The organism is Paenibacillus sp. p3-SID1389, from assembly GCF_025151705.1.
GTDB classification, from domain to species: Bacteria; Bacillota; Bacilli; order Paenibacillales; family Paenibacillaceae; genus Fontibacillus; species Fontibacillus phoenicis.
The window spans coordinates 1-22,075 of the sequence record NZ_JALXVO010000064.1 but is presented as its reverse complement, the minus strand read 5'-3'; the positions used below and the strand labels follow the sequence as shown (position 1 = coordinate 22,075).

General features: G+C 55.1%; 19 protein-coding genes. 2 read left to right on the top strand and 17 right to left on the bottom strand.

All coding sequences use genetic code 11. The features are described from left to right. Positions 1–270: 270 nt before the first annotated feature. The 17 genes from ftsH to yabP all read right to left on the bottom strand — a co-directional run bounded on the left by ftsH (position 271) and on the right by yabP (position 18,842). Positions 271–2,400, bottom strand: coding sequence for an ATP-dependent zinc metalloprotease FtsH (ftsH, locus tag M3G15_RS19070; protein WP_260071773.1), 2,130 nt, complete (start codon positions 2,398–2,400; stop codon positions 271–273). Positions 2,401–2,500: 100 nt separating this feature from the next. Next, positions 2,501–3,040 carry a hypoxanthine phosphoribosyltransferase gene (hpt, locus tag M3G15_RS19065; RefSeq protein ID WP_009226313.1) on the bottom strand — a complete coding sequence of 180 codons (540 nt, stop codon included), beginning with the start codon at positions 3,038–3,040 and terminating at the stop codon, positions 2,501–2,503. Positions 3,041–3,091: 51 nt separating this feature from the next. Beyond that, a complete protein-coding gene (gene tilS / locus M3G15_RS19060; protein WP_009226314.1) occupies positions 3,092–4,549 on the bottom strand; it encodes a tRNA lysidine(34) synthetase TilS in 1,458 nt (485 codons plus the stop codon). Positions 4,550–4,793: 244 nt separating this feature from the next. After that, positions 4,794–5,747, bottom strand: coding sequence for a serine/threonine protein kinase (locus M3G15_RS19055; RefSeq protein ID WP_260071772.1), 954 nt, complete (start codon positions 5,745–5,747; stop codon positions 4,794–4,796). Further along, positions 5,719–6,462, bottom strand: coding sequence for a VWA domain-containing protein (locus tag M3G15_RS19050; protein ID WP_260071771.1), 744 nt, complete (start codon positions 6,460–6,462; stop codon positions 5,719–5,721). The genes M3G15_RS19055 and M3G15_RS19050 overlap by 29 nt, the downstream gene beginning before the upstream one ends. Before the next feature lie 151 nt (positions 6,463–6,613). Further along, positions 6,614–7,090, bottom strand: coding sequence for a hypothetical protein (locus tag M3G15_RS19045; RefSeq protein WP_260071770.1), 477 nt, complete (start codon positions 7,088–7,090; stop codon positions 6,614–6,616). A gap of 50 nt (positions 7,091–7,140) precedes the next feature. Continuing rightward, the gene (locus M3G15_RS19040) at positions 7,141–8,106 is read right to left on the bottom strand and encodes an ABC transporter ATP-binding protein (protein WP_260071769.1); all 966 of its coding nucleotides are present in this window, start codon (positions 8,104–8,106) and stop codon (positions 7,141–7,143) included. Continuing rightward, a complete protein-coding gene (locus M3G15_RS19035) occupies positions 8,099–9,082 on the bottom strand; it encodes an ABC transporter ATP-binding protein (protein ID WP_009226319.1) in 984 nt (327 codons plus the stop codon). Before M3G15_RS19035 ends, M3G15_RS19040 begins: the two co-directional genes overlap by 8 nt. 12 nt (positions 9,083–9,094) lie before the next feature. Further along, entirely contained in the window at positions 9,095–10,030 is a 936-nt protein-coding gene (gene opp4C, locus M3G15_RS19030) for an oligopeptide ABC transporter permease (RefSeq protein WP_009226320.1), read from the bottom strand. Positions 10,031–10,047: 17 nt separating this feature from the next. Beyond that, positions 10,048–11,001 (bottom strand): ABC transporter permease, encoded by a 954-nt coding sequence (locus M3G15_RS19025; RefSeq protein WP_009226321.1) that lies wholly within the window; start codon positions 10,999–11,001, stop codon positions 10,048–10,050. Positions 11,002–11,082: 81 nt separating this feature from the next. Then, positions 11,083–12,837 (bottom strand): ABC transporter substrate-binding protein, encoded by a 1,755-nt coding sequence (locus tag M3G15_RS19020; RefSeq protein WP_260071768.1) that lies wholly within the window; start codon positions 12,835–12,837, stop codon positions 11,083–11,085. A gap of 239 nt (positions 12,838–13,076) precedes the next feature. Next, the gene (locus tag M3G15_RS19015; RefSeq protein WP_036646159.1) at positions 13,077–13,988 is read right to left on the bottom strand and encodes an ArsR/SmtB family transcription factor; all 912 of its coding nucleotides are present in this window, start codon (positions 13,986–13,988) and stop codon (positions 13,077–13,079) included. A 112-nt stretch (positions 13,989–14,100) separates the two neighbouring features. Next, on the bottom strand, positions 14,101–16,608 hold the full coding sequence (gene spoIIE / locus M3G15_RS19010; RefSeq protein WP_260071767.1) for a stage II sporulation protein E: 2,508 nt from the start codon (positions 16,606–16,608) through the stop codon (positions 14,101–14,103). Between the two features lie 399 nt (positions 16,609–17,007). Then, the gene (locus M3G15_RS19005; protein ID WP_009226325.1) at positions 17,008–17,478 is read right to left on the bottom strand and encodes a S1 domain-containing RNA-binding protein; all 471 of its coding nucleotides are present in this window, start codon (positions 17,476–17,478) and stop codon (positions 17,008–17,010) included. Between the two features lie 124 nt (positions 17,479–17,602). Next, on the bottom strand, positions 17,603–17,959 hold the full coding sequence (locus M3G15_RS19000) for an FtsB family cell division protein (protein WP_260071766.1): 357 nt from the start codon (positions 17,957–17,959) through the stop codon (positions 17,603–17,605). A 17-nt stretch (positions 17,960–17,976) separates the two neighbouring features. Beyond that, positions 17,977–18,564 carry a spore cortex biosynthesis protein YabQ gene (yabQ, locus tag M3G15_RS18995; protein WP_260071765.1) on the bottom strand — a complete coding sequence of 196 codons (588 nt, stop codon included), beginning with the start codon at positions 18,562–18,564 and terminating at the stop codon, positions 17,977–17,979. Beyond that, positions 18,561–18,842 (bottom strand): sporulation protein YabP, encoded by a 282-nt coding sequence (yabP, locus tag M3G15_RS18990; RefSeq protein ID WP_009226328.1) that lies wholly within the window; start codon positions 18,840–18,842, stop codon positions 18,561–18,563. Before yabP ends, yabQ begins: the two co-directional genes overlap by 4 nt. 159 nt (positions 18,843–19,001) lie before the next feature. On the opposite strand from yabP, the gene M3G15_RS18985 reads away from it, so the two are divergent. Further along, complete coding sequence (locus M3G15_RS18985) at positions 19,002–20,435, top strand: aspartate ammonia-lyase (protein ID WP_260071764.1); 1,434 nt, start codon at positions 19,002–19,004, stop codon at positions 20,433–20,435. Between the two features lie 15 nt (positions 20,436–20,450). Then, a complete protein-coding gene (hydF, locus tag M3G15_RS18980) occupies positions 20,451–21,713 on the top strand; it encodes a [FeFe] hydrogenase H-cluster maturation GTPase HydF (RefSeq protein ID WP_009226330.1) in 1,263 nt (420 codons plus the stop codon). The last annotated feature ends 362 nt before the right edge of the window (positions 21,714–22,075 follow it).

Below are 22,075 nucleotides of genomic sequence, written 5' to 3'. Positions count from 1 at the left end.
GTATACCTCAGCTTATGGTGCAAATATATACGAAATTTCATATAGATTCCGTTAAAATCACCAGATCCGCCAAACTGTATTCGATTTTTCGCATACATCTGAACGTAAGAAAAACGTCTATCGACGTACATTCAATGTAGCCAGACCGCGTTTAGCGGAAAGTTTTTCTTGCGATATCAGGATGCCGATCCCCCGAAGTTTATACTTTCTGATATCTAAAAAAAATCCGGGAAACTTGAGGTTTCCCGGATTAGGTCTTTGCTGGTATGGTTACACGGTTGGCGTGCTGCCACCATTGTTTGGATCCTTGCCTTCGTCCGCCGAATCGGCTTGACCAGGCGTATCGCTGACGGTACCTTGCGGTGCGTCAACAACCGGATCGTTCGTCCGATCGCTGGCGGTGCCGCCCGGAACGTCATTTGGGATATCCCCGACCGGAGCAGCAGGCGCCGAATCCTCGGTTTTGCCTTGAATGCGAACGCGAACGTCACCCACGCTGTCGATCGACGGCTCACCCGGCTCGGAGGAACCGCTGCCGCCATCTTGGCCGTCTTTCTTCAAGCCGTCCAGCGTACCGGTTTCGATCAGCGACTTGATTTGCTCGAGCTCCAAGGTTTCCACTTCAAGCAGCGTTTCCGCAATGAGGTGAACTTCCTTGGCGTGCTCGGTCAGCAGCTGCTTACAACGTTCATAACATTCGTTGATGAACCGCTGCATTTCCTGATCGATCTCGTAAGCGATTTGATCACTGTAGTTCTGCTCGTGCCCGATATCGCGGCCCAGGAACACTTGGCCTTGCGATGTGCCGAACTGCATCGGACCGAGCTTCTCGCTCATCCCGTATTCAATGATCATGCTGCGCACGATGTTGGTCGCTTGCTGGAAGTCGCTGTATGCGCCGGTTCCGATCTCGCCGATAAACAGCTCCTCGGATACGCGGCCGCCAAGCAGACCGGTTACCCGATCCAGCAGCTCGTTCTTCGTGGCCAGCATACGGTCTTCCTTCGGTAACATAATGACATACCCGCCGGCGCGGCCGCGTGGAATGATCGTTACCTTGTGCACCATGTCGGCATGCTCCAAGAAGTAACCCACAATCGTATGGCCCGCTTCGTGGTAAGCCACGATGCGCTTCTCGCGGTCGCTGATAACGCGGCTGCGTTTCTCAGTACCGACAATAACGCGGTCGATCGCTTCGTCTACTTCCGTCATGGAAATATCTTTGCGGTTCCGCCGTGCTGCCAGGAGGGCCGCTTCGTTCAGCAGGTTCTCCAGGTCAGCGCCGGTAAAGCCCGTCGTACGCTTCGCGATCACGTCCAACTTGACGTCTTTAGTCAGCGGCTTGTTGCGCGCATGCACTTTCAAGACCGCTTCGCGGCCCTTCACATCCGGACGGTCCACCGTGATTTGACGGTCAAAACGTCCCGGACGCAGCAAGGCTGGGTCCAGAATATCTGCACGGTTCGTCGCAGCGATGATGATAATGCCCTCGTTGCCGCTGAAGCCGTCCATTTCTACGAGCAATTGGTTAAGCGTTTGTTCGCGTTCATCATGACCGCCGCCAAGTCCAGCGCCCCGCTGACGACCTACGGCGTCAATTTCATCGATAAAGATGATACAAGGCGCATTCTTCTTCGCGTTCTCGAACAAATCCCGCACGCGGGAAGCGCCGACCCCAACGAACATTTCCACGAAGTCAGAACCTGAAATGCTGAAGAACGGAACCCCTGCTTCACCGGCAACAGCGCGGGCAAGCAAGGTTTTACCGGTACCCGGAGGGCCTACAAGCAGAACGCCTTTCGGAATTCTTGCCCCCACGGCCGAGAACTTCCGCGGATCTTTCAGAAACTCAACGACTTCGACAAGCTCCTGCTTCTCTTCATCGGCACCTGCGACATCCTCAAACGTAACTTTCTTCTTCTCTTCATTATAGAGGCGCGCCCGGCTCTTGCCGAAGTTCATCACTTTGCCGCCGCCGCCCTGCGCTTGATTAAACAAGAAGAAGAACAGAATGAACATGATCGCCAGCGGAACGATCGAAGTTAGGAAGGTGAGCCAGATGCTTTCGCCCTCCATCTTCTTCCATTCTAAACTAAAACCGTTCTGTTCGCTGTATGCGATGATCTCTTTAACGACATTCTCGTCAAAAGGCACATACAAAGAGAAATTCTTCGTCTTGTCGTTTCCGACAGGTTCCTTATACTTACCGGTTACCAGATAAGCGTAACCGTCAAATTTAACGGTTAGATCAGCAACATTATTATCCTTCAGTTCCTGACGTAAGTCCGAATACTTAGGGGTGACGGTTGCTTCTTGTCCGCCATTGAGGAATTGGACGATGCCCACCACGACTAAGAAAAGTATTAAATAAAAACCAGAATTCCGGATGAACCGATTCATCCCCTACCTCCTCTCAAGACCTTAAGTTATTTTACCATAGCCAATCTCGCCATTTCAAAATTCCGGCAAGGGTGGTCCTTCGTCCAAGCGGACGACGAAATCAACTGGTGTAAATCTCCGGCTTCAGAACTCCGATGAATGGGAGGTTACGGTATTTCTCGGCATAATCCAGACCGTATCCGACAACGAAAGCGTCCGGAAGAACGAACCCTGACAGGTCCGCTTGCAAATCCACCGTACGCCGCGCCGGTTTGTCAAACAGCGTAACGATTTTAACCGATTTGACCTTGCGCCGTTCAAGCACATCAATCAAATAGCTGAGCGTCAGCCCGCTATCGATAATGTCCTCCACGATCAAGATATCGCGGCCTTCCACGGAGGTATCCAAATCCTTGATGATCTTCACTTCCCCGGAAGAACGGGTTCCCGCTCCATAACTGGAGACAGCCATAAAGTCGAGCTCGATCGGTACCGTAATTTCCTTCACCAGATCGGCCATAAAAATAAAAGCGCCTTTCAAGATACAGATCACGAGCGGGTTACGCCCTTCGTATTCCGCACTCAGCTGTTTGCCCAACTCAGCAACCTTCTCTTGAATTTGTTCCCGCGTAATCAAAATTTCCTGGATATCGTTTAGCAAAATGAGTGAACCTCCTACGTTATTCTATGAATGCCGATCTTTCGCTAATCCTCAAGGTGTGCGCCCCGGATCTGGACGCGGCGTTAGAACCATATGCACAACAGTGGTCGTGCGCGGGTTCACCGCAGCAACTGCGGAACGGCGAACGCCGGGAATCCACAGGATCCGGCCTGCGGCATCCGTGACCATCGGGATGCGGGAGCGGAGGGATGGCGGTATTTTCGCATCGATGAAAATATCTTTTACCTTTTTGCTGCCGTTTAATCCCATAACTTTCATCACGTCTCCCGGTAATCGGGAACGCACGGTAAGCGGATAGACCAGCTCATCCGCATCAAATTTCGCTTCGTTATTTCCTTCTGCCTTAACGTGAAGCTCCCTGCCGGCGCCATACCGCGTGATTCGCAAGCTCTGGCTCAGGCCCTCGATCGGCACCTCTGCCGGAAATTGTTCCACCAAATATGTATAATGAGGAATCCGACTTTCTACTGCCGGGGGGATAAAGCGTATCCTGTCATATTCGCGTACGCACTTGACGCCGCCGCCGAGATCTAAGCTCCACGTCGTGGGCCGATCTTGAATCGTCCCTTGACGAATTGCCTCGACCTTGACAAAATCGCGATCCTCCGTACTTAAAGGCAGATAATTTAATATTAGTTTAATCAACCTCCGTTGTAAAGCAACATGTAAACCGGAGAAAAGAGGGGCTTCAAACGAGAGAATCCCGTCCTCCGTCCGCACAAGCTCAGCGTACAACCTCATCGCTTCCTGATGCAGGTAATCGTCTTCTGCTGCAGTCAGCACCGCCAACCGGTTCAGCGATTCCGGCAACTGACCATTATATTGCCCTAAAAATGGCAACACATCCAGCCGAATCGAATTTCGCGTCATCTCTTTATCCAGGTTGCTGCTGTCTTCGACGTAAGCCAGCCCGGATTCGCGGCACGCCTGGAGCAAATCCGTCTTGTATATACGGAGCAAGGGGCGGATAAGTTCCACATTTTTTTCGCGGCGTTTGGGTCGCATTCCGGCTAATCCGGAGGGCCCGCTTCCCCGCAGCAGCCGCATCAGCACCGTCTCGGCCTGGTCATCGGCATGATGGGCAAGCGCGATGGACGATGCCCCATAACGCTCGGCCACCTGATGCAAATATTCGTACCGCTTCTCCCGAGCCGCCAGCTCCAGGCTTTGCCCCGTTTCCTTCATATAAGCACGCACATCCGCGTACCCCAATTCAAAGGGGATACCAAGCCGCTCGGCGAGCTCACGGACAAATTCCGCATCCCGATCCGCCTCGTCGCCGCGTAAGCCGTGATGCAGGTGCGCGCAGATCAGTTGGAGTCCCAGCGCCTTGTCCCCGGCGATTTCCTTCATTATATGCAGCAGCACCGTAGAATCGACCCCGCCGGACACCGCCACAACGATAACATCTCCGGGCAACCATAACTGTTCCTGCCTGCCAAAACGGCGAACCTGCTCCGTTAATCGGTACAGTGTGGTTTCTTTCATCGGATACCCCCTCTCCCTTCCCTCAAAAATGAGTTCGTAAACGTAACGGACTGGAAGGACTCTATTTGCCCATTTCCCGGCAATTTCCCAATCTAACGGACCCCAGTGACCTTAAGTGGCCTTTTAATGGACCAGATTGCCGCTGTTATCCGAAATAAGGTCTCCTCAGTCCGTTAGAATCGGAGGAAGTCCAATCGCAAGCGAATAGCGTCTCTGGTGTCCGTTAGCTTCGGAAGCCCACCGCCTAAAACCTAAAAGTCAAATAAAGCGCACAGGCAAGCAACGTCAGCGATACCGCAAACGCCCCGACGATCCATCCCGGGGTCGCAGACCGCGTCCGGCGCCGCGGAGTGAAACGGCGGGTGACCATCTCCTTCCACAACCGGCACGCTTCCGCCGTATCCCGGAACTCCCCATGGAGAGCCCGCTTCAGCCAGGCGCGGTACGGCGCCAACGTCTCATACCCGTCGACGATGGCGATAAGATCGCTGCGGCTGCGCGTTTGCGGCAACTGAGTCGCCGCTTTCTTTAACGCACTCTCAGCAAGCAAATGAATGCAGACAACCGCGAAGGAGAACCAGTCATACGCGGGATCCGCTGTACGGCTTCCCGCCCCCCAGAAACCGCGGTCGTACCACTCCGTAAACTGCTTTACGCTGTGCCCTTCACTTGTTACTCCGCCGTAATCGATCAGCTCGACTTCGCCATAAGCCCCTACGAGCACGTTCTCCGGCTTAAGGTCACCAAACACCCAGCCGGAATGGTGCAGCCGTCCGAGCTGTTGCAGCAGCTGAAGGCCAGCCACGTCCAGCCAGCGCGGCCCCCGCCGGGCCAAAAAGGCGCGCAGCGGCTCCCCTTGCACATAGCGCATAACGTAGAAAGGAATCTCCCTCCCCTGGTAAGTGAAGTCGTCCACCTCCACCAGGTAATTGAGATCCCGTTCCCCCGCACCCCGTCGCCGGCCTTGACGCTGCAGCGCTTTCAGCACATTGATTTCCGATTGAATATCCAGCGTATCGAAGCCCAGCTTCAGAGCGTATAATTTTCCGTTTTTCTCCCGTTTCACCAGGAATACAACGCCGTTAGCCCCTTGCCCGAGCAAACGCTGGATCACATACCGACCGCCGTTCCAGCGTCCGATAATCCGTGTTCCCTGCGGCAGGGGAATTTTAGACGACGTAGTCGCCGAGGATTCCATCTTGTCCCTCCGTCTTCTCACGCCAAGACTTACCATGTTCATTCAGTGTACCATATCGCATAAAATCCATCACCTTCAGAAGCGCAGGTCCGGTTGGCGTTGCCCCTCTCATGACGAGGCGTTGGAAGATGGAACGGGCAGACCCCAGATCGCTGGTCCAGTCCACATCCAGGACGGCATCCTCTCCGCTGTGCGAGCCGGGAAAATGGAAGACGGCCAGCTGGCTCTCCCCTTTCCGCGAGCTCAAGCTCAGCATCATATCCCGAATCGCTTCCTCCACGGCCCGGAGCTTCGGCTTCATGCTGGCGCTGGCATCAATGAGAAGCGCCACCTGCAGCGAGCTGTTCTCGCTCAGCTCGTCGATCACCTCGACGACCTGCGAGCGCTGCTCTGGCGGCAAGTCACTAACCGTCTGATCGCCTAGGATCTGCCGGATCTCTTTATGAACCGCCTGTTGAATCGTCTGGACGACCGTTTTTCGCGTCATCATCTGCATCGTCTGCGCCAGGTTCTCGGTTCCGACAATCCGGCTCATCCCGCCGCCGGCCTTGGCGATTTCAGCGATCTCCAGACTCCCCAGCTCGCCAATCGTACCGTAATCGACAATCCCCACCACATTTACGGTGATTCCTTCCTGCCTTGCCAGCGCCGCAGCCATCACCGGACTTTCTCCGACATTGGAACACCCGTCCGTAATCAGCATAATCTGTTTCATCTCATCATCCCGCCTTTCAAATAGATAGAGTTCAACATTCTCGTATCTATCATTTCCAGCTAGGATAGAATTCAAACCAGCTGCGCGAAGAAAGACCCGGCCCGAGGCCATCACTTCCTTATAAAAAAGAAAGGAACCTAAGACAGTCGCCTTAAGTTCGATAGAATCCAGAATTATCTGCATATTTATGCACAATGCGCATTTCGAGAATCCCCGTATCCGGGTCCTCCTTATCCATCAGGATCTCCCAATAGTCAGGAGCCAGGGCTCTGAGTTGTTGATAGTCTTCCCGATGTAGCCTTACGCCGGCAAAGCGGTTGTTGTCAAAAACATAATCCTGCTCCGCCCGCAGCCCGAATTTGATCTCCAGCAAGCTCCGCAGTCCGCCCACTGTCATGAACTTAAACCGGTAGCCTTCCGATAGAGCTTGCTTGACCTCATCCAAATGCTCCTGGAGGTATTCCACAAATCCGTCCCACTGCAGCTCCGGATTAACTCGCTGCTGCAATTCAGCGGCATCCTTGCGCTCCAGCAGCTCCACGAGCTCCGCGCCTTGGATGCCCTTCGCCCGAATCATCTCCAATCGCAGCGCATAGAGCTGCGGCAAGCTGGCTTTTGGTGCTGTCAAAAGTATGACCTCCCTACCCATATAACTAACTCATACTAGTCTATCTCAAACTATACCAAATGGCACGCCACAAAATGCCCTCCGCCCATGTCGCGGAATTCCGGCACCCGCTGCTTGCACTCTGCCGTAGCAAACGGGCATCTGGTATGGAATTTGCAGCCGGAAGGCGGGTTCGCCGGACTCGGAATATCGCCCTTCAAAATAATCCGCTCCCGCTTCATGCGCGGGATTGGCAGCGGCACGGCAGACAGAAGCGCCTTAGTATAGGGATGCAACGGATGGCGGAACAACTCATCCCGCGAGGCCATTTCAACCATTCCGCCCAAATACATCACCCCAACCTGCGTGCACAGATGCTCCACGACGCTCAAGTCATGCGAGATAAACAAATACGTTAATCCGCGAGTCTCCTGCAGTTTACGGAACAGGTTGATGATTTGCGCTTGGATCGATACGTCCAGCGCAGACACCGGTTCATCGGCAATCATCAGTTCGGGGTTCAGAATCAGCGCGCGAGCGATTCCGATCCGTTGGCGTTGCCCGCCGGAGAACTCGTGCGGATAACGATCGATATGATATGAGGACAGCCCGCAGGAAGCCAGCACCTCCAGCACCCGGTCGCGGATCTCCGCCTTCGGCAGCAACCCGTGGTCGAGCAAAGCTTCGCCGATTGCGTCGCCAACCCGAATCCGGGGATTCAAGGAACCGTAGGGGTCCTGGAAAATCATCTGCAGCTTCGGTCTCAACCGGCGCAGCTCTTCATCCGCTAGCGAGTAAAGATCTGTGCCTTTAAACAGAATGTCGCCGTCCGTCTTCTCTGTCAAACGAACGATGCTGCGGCCGACCGTACTCTTCCCGCTGCCGGATTCACCCACCAGGCCGAAGGTTTCCCCGGGCTGAATGGTGAAGCTGATGTCGTCCACGGCCTTCACCTGTCCGGTTGTCCGCTGCAGGAGCCCTGTCTTAATCGGAAAATACTTTTTCAAATGCCGTACTGTCAGCAGCGGCTCACCCATGGCGTTTCTCCTCCTCATACAACCAGCAAGCGGCTTTCTGGCCGCCTCCAAGCGATTTCAATGCCGGCTCCTTCGTGCGGCAAATGTCCATGCAGTGCGCGCAGCGGTCCTGAAAATAACAAGAAGGCTGCAATTCCAGCAAATTTGGCACTTGGCCCGGAATGGAAAACAGCTCATCCTGACGCTGTCCGAGCACCGGCTTCGACTTCAACAACCCTTGCGTGTAAGGGTGCTTCGGCGATTCGAACAGCGCGGTCACTTCCCCTTCCTCAACCACTTTGCCAGCATACATCACGACCACGTAATCGGCCATTTCCGCGACGACGCCAAGATCATGGGTGATCAGCAGAATCGACATGTCCGATTCCGCCTTAATTTGCCGCAGCATATCGAGGATTTGCGCTTGAATCGTCACGTCGAGCGCCGTCGTCGGCTCGTCCGCGATCAGCAGCTTCGGCCGGCAGGAGATGGCGATCGCGATCATGATCCGCTGCAGCATCCCGCCGCTCAGTTCATGCGGGTAACTCTTCATAATCTGCTCCGGCCGGGAGATCCCGACCTGCTCAATCAATTCTATGGCACGCTTGCGAGCTTCCTTCTTGCTCAGCTTCAAGTGAAGCACCATCGGCTCGATCAACTGCTCTCCGATCGTCAGCACCGGGTTCAGCGAAGACATCGGCTCCTGAAAAATCATCGCGATTTCATGCCCGCGAATGGCGCGAAGATGATGTTTATCTAAAGACAACAGATCGGTATCTCCAAATTGGATTCGCCCGCCGATCTCCACCTCGGGTCCGCTTTGCAGCAACCCCATGATCGACATCGCCGTCACGCTTTTGCCGCAGCCCGACTCTCCGACGATACACACGGTTTCCCCCGGCTTGATCCGCAGGCTGACTTCATCAACCGCCTTGATACGTCCTTCTTCGGTATGAAAATGCGTGCTTAGCTGGTCTATCTCCAGCAAAGTTGACATAAGCTTCTTCACCTACCTGTTCATTTTCGGATCCAGCACGTCCCGCAGACCGTCGCCAAACAAATTGATAGCAATGACGGTGGCAAAAATAGACAGCCCTGGCGGAATCCACAGCCAAGGATGCTGCTGGAAGTCGATCAAATTGTTCGCAGCGTCGATCATATTGCCCCAGGTCGGCGTCGGCGGCATCACGCCCAGCCCAAAGAAGCTGAGCACCGACTCGCTAAGAATCGCCCCGCCGATGTTCAGGGTGGCAATCACGATAATCAGCGGCACGAGATTCGGCAGCAGGTGATGGACCAGCTTGCGCCGGTCGCGAAGCCCCAGCACCTCCGCCGCCTGCATGAACTCGCGCTCCCGCAGGCTCAGCATCTGCCCGCGGATCATCCGCGCCAGCCCCGGCCAGTTCACCAGACTGAGCATGATCATCACGATGTACATGCGGTAGTCGGTCGGCACCTTCCACTCCGATAGCAGCGCCCCGGCAATGAACAGCAGCGGTAGACCAGGAATTGTTAACAGCAAGTCGGCAAGCCGCATGATGATTTGGTCCACAATCCCGCGATAATACCCGGCAATCGCGCCAAGCAGCGTGCCCAAGAAGACGGACAACACCATGGATGCCAAGCCAACGGTCAGCGAAATGCGTCCGGCCTGCAGAACCCGGGTTAATACGTCCCGGCCCAGCTTATCGGTCCCCAGCCAATGCTGCCAGCTCGGCGGCTTGTTCATCATCGACATCTGAATTTTGTTATCCGCATACGGCGAGAACAGCGGACCCAAGAAGCAGGCAAGAAACATAAAAACAACAACAACGAGCCCCGACATGGCCAGTTTATTGCGAAGCAGCCGGCGCAGCGACTGGCGCCACAGCGACGGCTTCTTGGACACGGCGGTACGGGCAGCCTCTTGGCCCGGCTTCGATAGATGTTCTGGAATTGAGTTCATGGTTGCTTAACCCCCTATTACAACCGGACACGCGGGTCGGCGATATGGTACAGCAAGTCCGATAACAACGTCCCGATCACAGTCAAGATCGCAATCAGCATCGTAAATCCCATCAATAACGGATAATCCCGAACAGAAAAAGAGGACATATACAACTGCCCAATCCCCGGCCAGTTAAAGATTTTCTCAATGATCAACGAACCGCCAAACAACGCAGGCAGCTCAAAGCCCACCAGCGTAATCGCCGGAAGCAACGCGTTTCGCAGCGCATGGCGGTACAGCACCTTGCTTTCCTTCAACCCTTTGGCGCGAGCCGTTCGGATATAATCCTGCTTAATCACGTCGATCATGTTGGTCCGGAAGTAACGGGTCAGCGAACCGACGCCCAAAATGGTCATTACGATCACCGGCAGGGTCATATGGTGAATAACCTCTTTTACGTAAGCAAATCCAGTGGCACTGCTCCCCGTTGTGATCATCCCGCCCGGCGGCAGCCATTTCAAATCGACCGCGAGAATCTTGATCAGGAATAGTCCGATAAAAAAAGACGGCAGCGACATCGCAGCAAAGATCAGCACCAGCACAAGTGTATCGAACCAGGAATACTGCTTGTAAGCCGAGATGACGCCAACGATCACGGCAATAAACCAGGTAAAGAACGTCGATACCGCCGCCAGCAGGAACGAGTTCCAGATATAGTCGTTAAACAACGCCAGCACCGGCTTCTGCTGGGCTAACGAATAGCCAAAGTCGCCGTGAAAAGCATTCTTCATCCATATGAAGTACCGTTCCAGCACCGGCTTGTTCAAGCCGTAGATCTCCCGCAGCTCGGCCTTGCGCTCCGGCGTCAGCTTGATGTTCCCGCTGATGAAGTCGCCGGGCGTCAGCGCGTACAGGCAAAAGATCAGCAGCGAGGCCGCCAGCAAAATCGCCGCCATATAAATCAATCGTTTGGTGATATAGGCGCTCATCGCGTCGCACTCCTTAGACAAGCCATCCCCTCGCATGCAGGGCACACGAGGGGAGCGGCTGATTTTTCAAAGATTCAGATTCTATTCCAACGTCCAGTTTGGCAAGCTGGAGGACAGGCCGGTAAACGGACTGACCGTCAGGTTTTGAATGCGGCCGTTATAGGCATATACCGTCTTCTTGTAGTTCGTGAAGATAATCGGCAATTCGTCGTTCAGCAGCTGGAACAGCTCCTTATAAGTGGCTTTACGTTGTTCGATGTCGCTGGTGCTCAGTGCTTTGTCATACAACTCTTTGACCTTCGGGTTGTCATAACCTTTGATCTCTCCATCCACGAATTGCAGTACGCCGTCGGACGGGTCAGCAAGCATTGGAGTAGAGAAGGAAGCCATATCGTAGTCGCCGCCTTCGACCTTGGAGACCAGCGCGTTAAAGTCCGCGAACACCTCCGGCTGGAAGTTTACGCCGATTTCAGCGAAGTTCTCCGTCGCTACAGCAATAAAGACGTCGGTTTGGGCGTTCTTGGAACCAAGGTAATGGATGGTCAGCTTCTGACCGTCCTTCTCACGGATGCCGTCTGCCCCTTTCACCCAACCGGCTTCGTCCAGCAGTTGATTGGCTTTGTCCGGATCATAGGCATATTGGTTGATGCCTTCTTCCGTGTAAGCCCAGGAAATTGGCGAAGCTGGAATGTTGGCAACTTGCCCTGCGCCTTGGTTCGCTTCCACGTAAATGCTTTGACGATCCAATCCATACGTCAGCGCCTGTCTAACTTTCTTATCCTTCAAAGCTTCATGTTCGAGATTTAATTGCAGATAACCATAAGTGCTTGGGGTATACGGCAAAATATTGACGAAGCCCATGCTTTTCAGCTTATCGATGTTCTCGGTCGTGGCGCTGAAGGAAGCGTAGTCCACTTCACCTGTCTCCAGGTACTGCCATGTGTCACCTTCAGAGGTTTTATAGATAAACTTCTCGGTTTTTGGCTTACCCGCATAGTAGTAAGGGTTGGCGACATAACGCACCTCTTGCCCCGGAATGAACTTCTCCAGGATATAAGGGCCGTTGCCGACCGGCTTCTCGTGCAGCTTCTTAATGTAATCGAGCTGGCCGAACTTGTAGTCCTTGCCGTAATAAGCTTTGGACAGGATATCGCCGCCAAGCAGCACCAGGGCGGTCGCATTTGGCTGCTCCAGCGTCACCGAGATGGTCTGCGGATCTTTCACGGTAATGCCGGAAATGCTGTCCGCCTTCCCTTCCTTATAAGCTTCACCGCCAACGATATGCAGCGTTGGGATTTGGGAGTCCCCGTCGTAAGCTTTGTCATGCAGCAACGTCCAGGTAAAGGCCACATCGTCTGCAGTCATTGGCGAACCGTCGCTGAACTTCAAGTCCTTACGCAGATGGTACGTATACGTCAGCTGATCATCGGAAACCTCCCAGCTTTCGGCGAGGCCCGGGGTCGGCAGCCCATTGTCATCCACCGTTACCAGCGGCGTAAACAATAGCGACGATACATTGCCGTCATATCCGCTCTGCTGGAAGTACGGCGTAAACGCGCCGCTCGGGTCGGTTAAGCCAACGATAATCGTATCGGTGCGCTCTTTGGCTATCGCTGGAAGCTTGGACATATCGCTGGCCGGAATGAACTGCAGCGCGCCTCCTGCTTCTGCGCCTGCGTTGTTCGCACCAGCCTCGCTTTGGCCATTACCCGCCTGAGCCGATGTCGAATCCGCTCCCTGCGCAGTATTGTTGCCCCCGTCCCCGCCGCAGGCCGTCAGTACCAAAGCCCCGGACAACAATAAGGTCAGAAGCGCAGTCACTCGTTTTTTCTTCATTTGCATGATTTTCTCCCTCCGAATTGTCTTTTTTCAGGTGGAACCTTACAATAGACATTAATTCCGATAAGTTAAGTAGAGTTTTAACGCTCCTATTATACGATCGGGATGCGGTTCTGTAAATAGAGAACTTAATAATTTTTCTTTATTCAGAGAATTTAATATTTATGCCACAAAAAAAGACCCCGCCCCCGTTCACACGGTGCGGAATCCTTATGACTGCCATGGCTGGCACTGATTTAGTTGACGATATAATCGACCAATTTCCGGTGCATCACATCCAGCATTTCCGGACGCAAGCTGTATTCGGATATCGTTTCCCCATCGATATGGGCACGGATAAAGCCGCCGCTGCGAAGCTTGGACACATGATCATGCGTAATCCCCTTGGAAATCTGCAAGTGACGGACGATCTCCGTAAATGTTCGGGGACCGCCGCTCAAATAACGCAAAATTTTCAGTCGGCTCTGCTCGGCGAGCGCCCGGAGCATCCGGTATTCATGGGGAGGAAAATCCGTTTCGTCGTCCAGATAGAATCGCGCCGAATAATGACACTGCGTGATCCGGCCAAAGTGATAAATGATATTCATCGGCTGAAAATGATAGTGCGGCACAAGAACCAGCTTCTCCAGCCCTTCCTTTGGCATAAACGTTAATCCGTTCGTCGTCTCCTCGATAAACGCCGACAACTCGGTTTGGTTGGCCAGCTCCGCCGTACGCGCCTGAGCTTCGGAACGCAGCCCGCCGATCACTTTCGGCTCCAGCTTACGGAAATATTGCTCATGCCAGCTGGACAACACGGTCAAGGTACGGGAGCGGAATTGCCCCATATCCTTCGGAAATTGCTGACTGTACTCGGCGATCAGCTCATACAGATCTCCCGGCGTCTTCTTCTCCAGCCACGCCAGAAACTCCTCAGGCGACGCCCCGTCCGGGCACAAGTAAGCAAGCAAATACGTGGTTTTCCAGTCGCTGTCCACTTCCATTTCGCTGAGAAGGGAGCTCAAATCCGGCGTAATTTGTTTTAACGTATCCTTCACCCATGCCGGGCTCAGGTCGATTTTCTTATGTGATTTGCGGCATATCATCGTATGTAGGCTGCTAAGCAGCTCGTACCGGGGTTCAAAGGTAACCTCCACACGGTAATCCAATATTCCACTCCCCTTTCTCACCCCCTATTATAACGCGCTTTCCCCCAGTTCAGGAAAAACAAGATTTTTCCGCCAAAAAAAGAACCTGAGGTTCTCACCTCAAGCTCTCTGTTTAACTCACGGTACGCGGCCGCTCCAGTCGGCTGATGCCGGGGATATGCAACGTAGCCCACTCCGGCTGGAGATGGTCGATATTTGCCACAACCACGGTCATATCATCGTGAATGACGTTCTTCTGATACCGGATGACGGACTCCAGCAGACAATCGGCAATCTCCTGCGGATCCTCGGCCTGGATCTCCTGGATCAGCCGCTTGATCCACAGCTCCTTGTTGACCGCGGGGCCCGGCGCATCATAGATACCGTCCGTCATCATGATCAGCGTATCTCCCGGATAGAGCTGAACGGACACCAGATCGACCTCGATATCCTGGATGATGCCGATCGGCAGGTTGCTGGCCGTCACCGGGATTACCTCCTGACCTCGCTTGATGAAGCTAGGTGAGGAACCGATCTTCATAAACGTCGTCCGCGCCGTATATTGATCAATCAGCGCCATATCCACCGTCGCGTACACCTCATCGGGCGAACGCAGCATCAGAATCGAGTTCACCGATTTAATCGCCAGCGTCTCCTCCATGCCGGATTGCAACAGCTGTTCGAGGATGTTCAGCGCCGTACTGCTCTCCAGCCGCGCCCGCTCCCCGTTGCCCATCCCGTCGCTGATCGCCACAGCAAACGTGCCGTTGCCCAGCTCCTTGGCACTGAAGCTGTCGCCCGAGAGCATGTCTCCGCCTTTGGCGGTGCCGGCGACCCCGGTCGTAATCTCAAACGCTTTCGCCGAGCCGAAGGTGACGGTCGCCAGGCCTTCTTTTCCTCCATGATGGACTTCATTCATTACAGCGATATGCTCTCCGAGGATATCTGACAGCAGCGGAGCAATAATCTTCCGGCATTCATCGAAACCGCGGGTGTACGCATGTACGATTTCGATCTCTACGTTTCCGTGGTCCAGACTCACAATGTCGATGCTATGAATGGACAAGCCCATTTTCTCCAGCGCTTCGCGGATTTGCTCCTCCTGCTTATACATGGCTTGTCCTTCGCGTTGGATCTCTCGGGCCAAATCCTCCATCACCTGCGAGACCCCCGAGAGCTGTTCGGCCACCAACTGGCGGCTGTCGTAGATTTGCCGTTTCCAATGCAGATCATGCTGATACAGATCGTACTCGTGTTTCATAATATCCAGCACCTGGTCGGTCTTCGCGCACATCTTCAACCATCTTGCCGGCAACTCGTCCGCAGTAATGTCCGGCTTCTCCTCGATCGCGGTCATCATTTCTGTCATCAGCTTGTACGTTTGATAGAATCGTCCGTCCCAGCACGTATTCTTGCGGAAGCAGGTAGCGCAAGCGCCCTGGGTCACCGCATTCATAAAATGGTCGATCTCCTCGCCGCGCTTAGCGATTTCCCCGGTGCTGGACACTTGTCCGAAGCTTCGCGCCAGCTGCTTGAAGACTTGGGAGAACTGCGCCACCCGGCCAGCCGTAATATCGCGCACCCGTTTGGCGTACTCATGCTGGGTTTTGGCATGCTCCTGCGTACCGGGTACGTATTTGGCAATAATTTGGACCATCTTTTTGGGGGTCAGCAGGAAGATCAGAACTGCGGTGCAGCTCTCCCAAGTGGAGGACATCACATCCGCCGGGCCGGCGATATAGATGGACAGAATGGACGAACCGAGCAACATGCCGAATCCGACCGCCCATTTGCGCCCTTCCCGAAGCATCCCGGCCAGCATCCCAGAGAACGCCAGCAAGCTCATTTGATACAAGGCCGACGTATCTGCAAGGCTGAGGATCAATCCGGTGATCACGCCAACCGAAGCTCCCAAAGGTGCACCGCCTGCCAAGGCGAACAGCAGGATCAGGTACCTCGACAGCACGTGCTCGGCCGATAACCCTTGAATCTCCCACCCGACCGTTCCGGTCATCACTGAAGCCAGCAGGATCACGAGGCATAAAATTTCCTCGCCGCGCAGCTGGTAATGCTTCTTCCGGTAGGTAAACACCGGGACCGCCTGAATGAAGACAAGCGTCAATACGAAGCTGAGCAGTGCATCCATCACGGTCATCGCGAGTGCGTACCAAGTCAGGGAAGGGCCAATCACCGCCCCGAACATCCCAACGAAGAACGTACTCGTAAACACCATAATCGGCGCATAGGAGAGATCTGCCCGTTCAAAAGACTCCAGCCCCTTTTGCAGCAAAGCGAAGATCAAAAGCTCCACGGCGATTTCCATGGCATGAAGATGCGCACCCGGCGTCAGCAGCGCTCCGCAGACCATCGCCGCCCCTGCGAACCACGCGATATCCCGCCGCATAAATCGAATCACCGCAAAGAAAGCGACGGCAAAAGGAGCCAGCTCATCCAAGATCGTCGCCCGGCCCAGCAGGAAGCTCATCGCAAGAAGCAGTCCGGTCCACTTGTTGACCGCGAACAGCCGCCCAGCCCGCTGGATGATTGGCTGGTCCAGCAGCATATTCCGCAACGCTCCCTTGTCCCATGCCTTCGCCTTTCTCATCCCTGGAAACAGGGTGACATTCCACTTATTCAACATCCTGGCACCGCCTTTTCCAAATTAGTAAGGTATGTCCCATTATAGGAGGCTAGAACCGGAAAGTTTGTCAGATACCGGAGCCGGTGCAAAAGAAATTTCCGACAAATTGAGAGGGAACGCCGACACCGCGCGAATACAGGCCCCCCATAGCGATGAGCCGCATCAGGGGTTTCTATGTTCGCATGGGGAATCACGGGCTTGTTCTGCGAACAACGGCCATTTGAACGCGCTCCTCGTAAAAAACCGTAAGAACCTGTCGGCAAAAAGCCCAGAGGCGACAAAACATGCTTTATCGCATAGGCAAAAGTCAACTTGTGAAGATTGGAGCGCGAAACAAAACAAAAAACCGCAGGCGAGCGATTCGCCTACGGTGGGTTTGATTAATTAAGTTTTCAGGGATTACATTCGTTTGGCTCCGCGACCTCCGCGTTTGCCTTCCGTATTCTTCTTCAACGAAGAAATGCGCTCCTCGCTGTCCTTCAGGAAACGAGAAACTTTGTCTTCGAATGAGGATTTGCTGGCTGGGGGCTTGAAAGAGCGTCCTCCCCGGTCCCGGTTAAATCCGCCGCCAGGACGGTCTCCGCCGATTGGCCGGTCCGTTCTCGGTGCACGAGGCGGTCTGGCTTCGGCCGGTTTGTCAACAGCCTGCTTGATGGAAAGTCCGATCTTGCCGTCCTTATCGACATTGATTACCTTTACGGTAACCATATCGCCGATCTTCAGATGATCGTTAACGTCTTTCACGTAATTGTCGGCGATCTCCGAAATATGAACGAGACCCGTGACACCTCCTGACAGATCCACAAATGCTCCGAAATGCGTGATGCCTGTCACTTTTCCTTCTAACTTGGTGCCCACTTCAATTGCCATAAAATAAAATGATCCTCCCTTAAAAATATACAGCCAGGCCTCGAAATCTTGACTGCGGTGATTTGATTATACCGAATGACTGAAACAAGGTCAACAGACGGATGTCCCGTCAACCCGCATGGGGTCAGTCATTTCCGGCTTCGGACTCGGATACCCGGACAGGGATTTCACCCGGTTTGTACAGACCATATTTCTTCATGGCAATTTGTCCAATGTATTCGGGGTCATTCAAACGGTCAATCTCATATTTGAGCTGGTTCAAGCTCTGCTCACTGGCTGCCTTGGCGGCTTGCCGTTCCGCCAGCTCTAGCGATTTGCTGCCGATCTCCCCGGCTTGAGAAATGAACGTATATCCGGCCCAGCTTAAAAACAGGACCATAAATCCCATCCAGATCCGCAGCCTGCGCTTAGCGAAAGCAGATCCGTTTCCGGAGGATGAAGTTTTGTTCGATGGTTTCGGATTTGTCGACACTTCGCGCACCAGGGCACCTCCCAGCCTTATTCTTTGTAGAACCAGCGTAATAGACGCAAAACACGCTCTCGCCACACAGCCGCCCAACGCCGAATCTTGTCCACCCCCTGCGGAATCCGAAGCCTTGTCCATATAGGTGTAAGCACCCATACGAGCAGCTTCCAGATCGGCAACAAGGTGATCCGGCCTAGGAACAGCAGCACAATCCAAACGAATCCGAGCAGAACACGGATCATTTTGACCAGCCATTGTAACGGAGCGATGATGAAAATCTCAATCGTTCGTACGATAAAATGATAAATTTTGTTAGCTATCCTCATTAACATTAACACAAAACGCTCGGTGAGAACACTAAGGAACAAAAAATAAATCCAAATACCTAGAAAAAGTCCTAAAAAAACATAGAACCTTAGTTCCCCCTGGTTGCTGTGATACAACGTGCGGAAGACGAATAAGGCGGCAGCCAACCAGTAGAGCAAATCGAGGGCATGGACACTCCAGCGGGGAAACCGGAGCTGTCCCGAGACGACGCGATAGCTGTCAAAGGCGATGCCCATGATCCCCCCGGATGCCAGCATCCAGAGCAGGGTCGCCCATTGTGTCTCCAAATTCATCGGAACAGCTTGCCGAGCAGGCCCTTACTGGACGAATTGGACCCCGGATCCAAATACGAAAGCGAGTTTACCGTACCTTCGATGCTGACCAGTCCCTGCTCCAGGTTCAGGTTTTTGATATGTAAATTATGCCCTCGGATCGTCATCGCACCAAGTTCGGTTTGAAGCAAAAACTCCTCGCTGTCGAAGCTTTCCACATTGAGGACCCCCGTAATGTCCAGCAGCTTGCGATTTAGCAAATGCAGCTCCTGATGCTTGGCTTTATTTGGTTCGACCATGGCATGTACCCCTCCTTCTTATCCCTAGCTTATGGACGAAAAATCGTCTTTAGAACAAGTTCCTTCCGGCCTTTCACGTGATCTTCTTTACTGTCTCGAGAAATCGCTTTCAACTACGATGAAAAGGAAGAGATTGACATTTGTCGGAGGCGAACCCGAATGCGTCAAGAATTTCCGAATGAACCCGATTCCGATCAAAAATATCGCATGGAGACCGACGCGCTAGGCCCCAAAGCGATCCCGGCAGAAGTCTATTACGGCATTCATACGGCGCGGGCGATGGAGAATTTTCCGGTCAGCGGGCGTCCAGCCCATCCCCGGCTGATCGAAGCGATCGCCGTGGTCAAGAAAGCGGCGGCGCGGGTCAATGGCAAGCTGGGCCTAATCCCGGCTGAGGTCGCGGAAGCGATTGAATGGGCGTGCGACAAGATTGCCGAGGGCGCCTTGGTCGATCAATTCGTGGTTGATGCCCTACAGGGAGGCGCGGGCACGTCCACGCATATGAACGTCAACGAGGTGATCGCCAATTTAGCGATTGAACGGCTGGGAGGGACAAAAGGCGACTACCAGCTTGTCCATCCGTTGGACCACGTCAACCGATGTCAATCGACCAACGACGTGTACCCCACCGCGCTTCGAATCGCGACGATCCGGCTGCTGCGCCCGCTCAGCGACGCTTATGCCTCCCTGCAGGAGGCGCTGCAGGAGAAGGAGCGGGAATTCGCGGATGTGCTGAAGCTCGGACGCACGCAGCTGATGGACGCCCTGCCGATGATGGCCGGCCAGGGGTTTGGCGCTTACGCCAAGGCGGTCGCCCGCGACCGGTGGCGGCTGTACAAAGCCGAGGAGCGGCTGCGCGAGATTCATCTCGGCGGCACAGCGATCGGCACGGGACTCGACGCGCCGCGTGCTTACATTTTCCAAGTCACCGACACGCTGCAGGAGTTGACCGGGCTGGGCCTGGCGCGCAGCGAATTTCCGATGGACGGGACGCAGAATATGGACGTCTTCGTCGAGGTGTCCGGGCTGCTGAAAGCGGCAGCCGTGACGTTGTTCAAGATCGCCGGCGACCTGCGGCTGCTGGCGTCCGGCCCCGCCGGGGGCATCGGCGAATACACGCTGCCCGCCGTCCAGGCCGGCTCGTCGATCATGCCGGGGAAGGTGAACCCCGTCATGGCGGAAATGGCCGGCCAAGCGGCCATGCGGGTGATCGCGAACGATGCCGCGATCACTTGGGCCGCCGCCGGCGGCCAGCTCGAACTGAACGCGTACGGCCCGCTGATCGCCGATTCCCTGCTGGAATCGCTGGAGATTCTGGGGCGGGCCGTTCCGCTGTTCGAGCAGCGCTGCATTCGCGGCATCGCCGTCAACGAGGGCGTATGCCGCGAGCATCTGCGGCGTTCCACCGTGCTGGCCGCCGCGCTGGTCCCGCATCTCGGCTACGAGGCGGCCGCCGAGATTGCCGGGATCGCCCGGCGCGAGGGGCTGTCGGTGGAGCAGGTCGCTGTGAGCGGCGGCTGGCTGACCGCCGAACGCGCTGCCGCCATCCTGAATCCGCTGCAGGTCACGAAGCCGGGCATCCCCGGCGAATAGAGGGGGAATGGTTAGATGAGTCTGAACGCAACGCCGCGCGGGGAGCGGACGCATATCGCCGTCTTCGGCCGGACGAATGTGGGGAAGTCCAGCGTGGTGAACGCTTTAACGGGGCAGGAGATTGCCGTCGTCTCGCCGGTGAGGGGGACGACCACCGACCCGGTGTACAAAGCGATGGAACTGCTGCCGCTGGGACCAGTGGTGCTGATTGATACCGCCGGGCTGGACGACGAAGGCGAGCTTGGCGAGCGGCGCAAGCAGAAAACGCGGGAGCTGATCCACCGCGCCGACCTCGCCTTGTTGGTGATTGATGCGTTGGCGGGTCCCGATGATTTTTATCGGGAGCTGTTGGCCGAACTGAAGCAACGGAAGATCCCTGTCGTAGGCGTGGTGAATAAAGTCGACGCGCTGTTGGATACGGACGCGAGGGCGGCTGTACTTGCCGAGGTGAAGGCCCAGCTTGGCCTGGAATGCGTGGCATTCAGCGCTTTGGACGGGAGCGGCGTGCCGGAGCTGAAGCGGGCCATCGTCGCGGCGCTTCCGCACGAGGAGGAGCGCTTCCGGCTCGTCGGCGACCTCGTGGCGCCGGGCGACCTGGTCGTGCTGGTCGTGCCGATCGACAAAGCCGCGCCCAAAGGCCGGCTGATCCTGCCGCAGCAGCAGACGATCCGCGACCTGCTCGAGAGCGACGCCATCGCCGTTGTGACGAAGGAGCACGAGCTCCGGGCCACGCTGGATCGGCTCGGGACGAAGCCGCGGCTCGTCATCACCGACTCGCAGGTCTTCCTTAAGGTCGCCGCCGATACGCCGCGGGACGTGCCGCTGACCTCGTTCTCCATCCTGTTCGCCCGCCATAAAGGCGACCTAAATGAGCTCGTCCGAGGCGCGCGGGCCGTGGAGAACCTGCAGGACGGCGACCGCGTACTGATCGCGGAAGCCTGCACGCACCATCAGCAGTCCGACGACATCGGCACCGTCAAAATCCCCCGCTGGCTGCGCCAAACCACGGGCAAGCAGCTGCAGATCGAGCACGTCTCCGGCTACAGCTACCCGCCGAACCTGTCCCGCTACGCGCTGATCGTGCATTGCGGCGCCTGCATGCTCAACCGCCGCGCCATGCTGCACCGCCTCGGCGAAGCCGAAGCGGCCGGCGTCCCGATCGTCAACTACGGCGTGCTGATCGCCTACCTTCACGGCGTGTTCCCTCGCGCGATCGAGCTCTTCCCCTCCGCCATGATGGCGTGGGATGAGGCGGCTCGGGGGTCTCAGTCGCAGTGAGAGAAACTCGGCTCCTGTGATCTGATCGGCTCCGGTGATGGCTGTTGAGGCGAAACGAACCTCTAACGCTTGCCAGCAACGCTATTGGGCCCAAAATGGGGATTTTCAAAATGTAACGCTTATGAGAGAGCTTATTTTCCTGTTTCGCCCCCGAAACGAGGCCATTTGATGCCAATAAGCTCGCTAACAAGTGTTAGAATTGAAATCCCCCTCATTTGGCCCAAATAAGCGCTCTGACAAGCGTTAGCCGCACGCCGGAGTCCGCAGGCGAAAGCAAGAGAAATAGTTACTCCAAAAGCAAGGTGTGCAGGAGCTTTAAACGTCGCAGGTGTGTTAGGGCAGTTGGGAGTAGTTAGAGTAGT